Genomic DNA, 2,926 nt, shown 5'->3' on the forward strand with positions numbered 1-2,926 from the left:
GTCGCTTTCCAGCTCCATGCGGGTGAGGTTGACCGAGGCCACGAACTCCGGCCTGCCGTCGTCGGTGGGGCGGAACAGCGCGGCGCGCTCGGACTGGAGCTCCTGCTGCGCGATGTCGAGCAGGTGCTGGAACAGCTCGTCGCTCCGATAGGAGGTCGGTTCGCGGTTGAAGGCGGCGTGGCAGCGGTCGAGAAGGATGCGGCCCGGCGTGTCCTCGGCTTCCGGCTCGGGTGCGGGGACGAGGGCTGGGAACGCCTCCCCGGTCGCCGCGATGGCGGCGGTGCGGTAGGAGGCGTTTTCGTCGAGCGGGTGCCCGATGATCTCGGCGACGGACTTGCGCTGCTGGTGGGCTTCACGGTGCTGGCCCATCGCTTCAAGCATGTTGGCGAGTTCGTGATGGGTGAGCACGAGTTCGCGGGGATCTCCGGTGGGTTCCAGTTCGCGCAGGCTGTCGTGAAGGAGGGAGACGACTTCTTCGGCGGGTGCGCCCCGCCCTCGGAGGCGCAGGGCGTGGACCCGCAGCGCCGTGCCCCGGAGCTGGCGGTTGGGCTGGCGGAGGAAGGTTTCGATCGTGGCTTCCACCTCGTAACGCGGGATGGGCGGGTAGCCCCGTTGCTCGAAGACGTAGAGGAGATCCAGCACGAGAGGATCGAGGAAAGGCGAATGGGGGACCCCGCGCGCGGCGGCGCGCAGGGTTTCGTTGCGGAGGACGCGGTAGGCGGCGTCGGTGCGGCCCGAAAGATGGTGGTAGACGGCGAGGGCGCGCACGGCGCTGGAAGCGACCTTATGGTTTTGCTCGGGAGGGACGCAGTTGAGGAGGTAGTCGATTTTGACAATCGCTTCGTCCAGGGCGCCTTTACGGAGGAGCAGGAAGCACAGGTGGGCGATCCAGAGCACGGCGACGAGGCGTTCCCCGGCGAGTTCGGCGGTCTGGCGCGCGGATTCGATGATGCCGGTGGCGAGAGGGTACTCGCGCAAGTACATGGCGGCCTGGCTGGCGCAGAAGGAAAGGGGCTCGAAAAAACGTTTGTACCACCAGTGATCCTGCGCGGGGCGGCGCGCATAACACTGCAGGGTTTCACGGAAATGGCCCTTGAGGAAGTTCTCGATGCCTTCAAAGACCGGGATGCGATCCTGCATGTCCTGTTCCTTGAAATGGCGCATCTTTTCCGAACCGTGGAAAAAGCGGTCCGTGAGCGGCGGCTCTCCGCCCGAGAACAATTGCAGGTAATGCCGGAAGATCCAGATCATGGGCATGAAGCGTTCGCTGCCGTTGCGGGCCGAAAGCTCGTAGGCGAGCGGGGAGAGTTCCGTGGCGAGCTGGAGGTAGTGGTGTGAGAAAATACACATGCTCTGGACCACGAGTACGAGTTCGGCGTACCGCCAGCTTTTCTGGCCTGCATCGTCCATATGCGCGCGCCCCCAGCGGAGCAGGAACTGCACGACCATTTCGAAACAGGCGAATACGGCAGGTTCGTTGTCCTTGAGGCGGTCGTCGATGAAGCGGACCACGATTTCGCAGTCTTCCAGTGTGGTGTCTCCGCCGAGTACGCCCATGTGATAGGGGACGCCCGTATCCGGACAGGCGCTGCACAGGGTTTCGGCCATGTCTTCCAGCAGATCCGGCTCGATGCGGGTGATGGCCCATGCCGGGGCTCCGGAACCGCCGTCAGGGGAGCCCTCTGCGGGAGCGGCGGCGACATGCTTCTGAAGGGAGAGTTCCCTCAGCGCGGAGCGGACACGGATTTCGGGCAATCCGGTGATGGCGGCGAGTTCCCGTTCGTGGAGCGGGCGTGCGGAAAGCTGGAGGGCGAGCAGGAGCGAAGCGTGAGGGACACTGGAGGCGAAGGTGGGCATGGCGCGGACTCCTTGGGAGGCGTCCTGTTTTTTAGACGCATCCTGGTTTCTGGACGCTGTTCATCCCGTTTTCTAGACGAGTGATAGTTCGCATTTTATCATGCTGTCAAGAACTTCTTGAAAAACGCTCGATTGCATGACTTGAGCCTTTTGGCATCCCCCTTGCTCTTTTAAACGCATGTACCCGCTGGAGGGTGCGCATTCCAATGCCTCAAGGAGGATGTCTTCATGCAATATGCCAGTGTGTTGTTGTTCAACGCCGTGGTCCTGACTCTTGATGGAAACGATGCCGTGGCTTCGGCCCTCGCGCTGGACGGCGACCGTATCCTTGCCGTCGGCGATCGGGACGGGCTCGCTCCGCTCATCGGACCGGACACGGAATGCAGGGACATGGGGGGCGCTGCCGTGCTCCCCGGCTTTTACGACGCCCACGGGCATATTCTGATGACCGCGCAAGGACGCGGGCGCGTAAACCTCAATTCGCCGCCTCTTGGGACCTGCCGGACGCTCGGCGACATCCTTGCCGCCATCCGGGCCCGTGCGGCGGAAACGCCCGAGGGCGAATGGGTGCTTGCCTGCGGCCTCGACGATACGCTGCTGACGGAAAAGCGGTTCCCCAGCCGTTGGGAACTGGATGAGGCGGCTCCGCACAATCCCGTGTTTGCACAGCACATTTCCGGCCATTTGTGCGCCCTGAACAGCGCGGCCCTGAAGCTGGCCGAGATTGACCGCCATACGCCGGACCCCGCCGGGGGCATCATCCGGCGCGATGCGGACGGCGAACCGGACGGCGTGCTTGAGGAAAGCCCGGTTTATGAAACCATCATGCCGCTGCTGCCCACGCAGACGCGGGAGCAGCGGATCGACGACCTTGCCGCCACCACGCGGGATTATGCCGCGCGGGGCATCACCACGGCGGTGGACGCGGCCTTGTTCTCCTACGACGACGCGGAGCTTTTGCGCACCGTACAGGAGCAGGGGCGCCTCGCGGTCCGGGTGCACGTCAATCCCTTTACGTCGCTTGATCCTGACGATCCGCGGCTGGCGTTCGATGGGAAGGATGTGACCA

The 2,926-nt window shown here is 64.0% G+C and carries 2 protein-coding genes; one reads left to right on the forward strand and one right to left on the reverse strand.

The window, feature by feature from the left end; all coding sequences use genetic code 11:
- The coding region (locus tag ACZO3G_RS14625; RefSeq protein ID WP_486847370.1) for a hypothetical protein at positions 1 to 1,857 on the reverse strand (1,857 nt) is incomplete at its 3' end.
- 228 nt (positions 1,858 to 2,085) lie between these two features.
- On the opposite strand from ACZO3G_RS14625, the gene ACZO3G_RS14630 reads away from it, so the two are divergent.
- Positions 2,086 to 2,926: amidohydrolase (locus ACZO3G_RS14630; RefSeq protein WP_486847371.1), on the forward strand; the 841-nt coding region annotated here is incomplete at its 3' end.

It is taken from the genome of Anaerotruncus sp. (assembly GCF_057433415.1).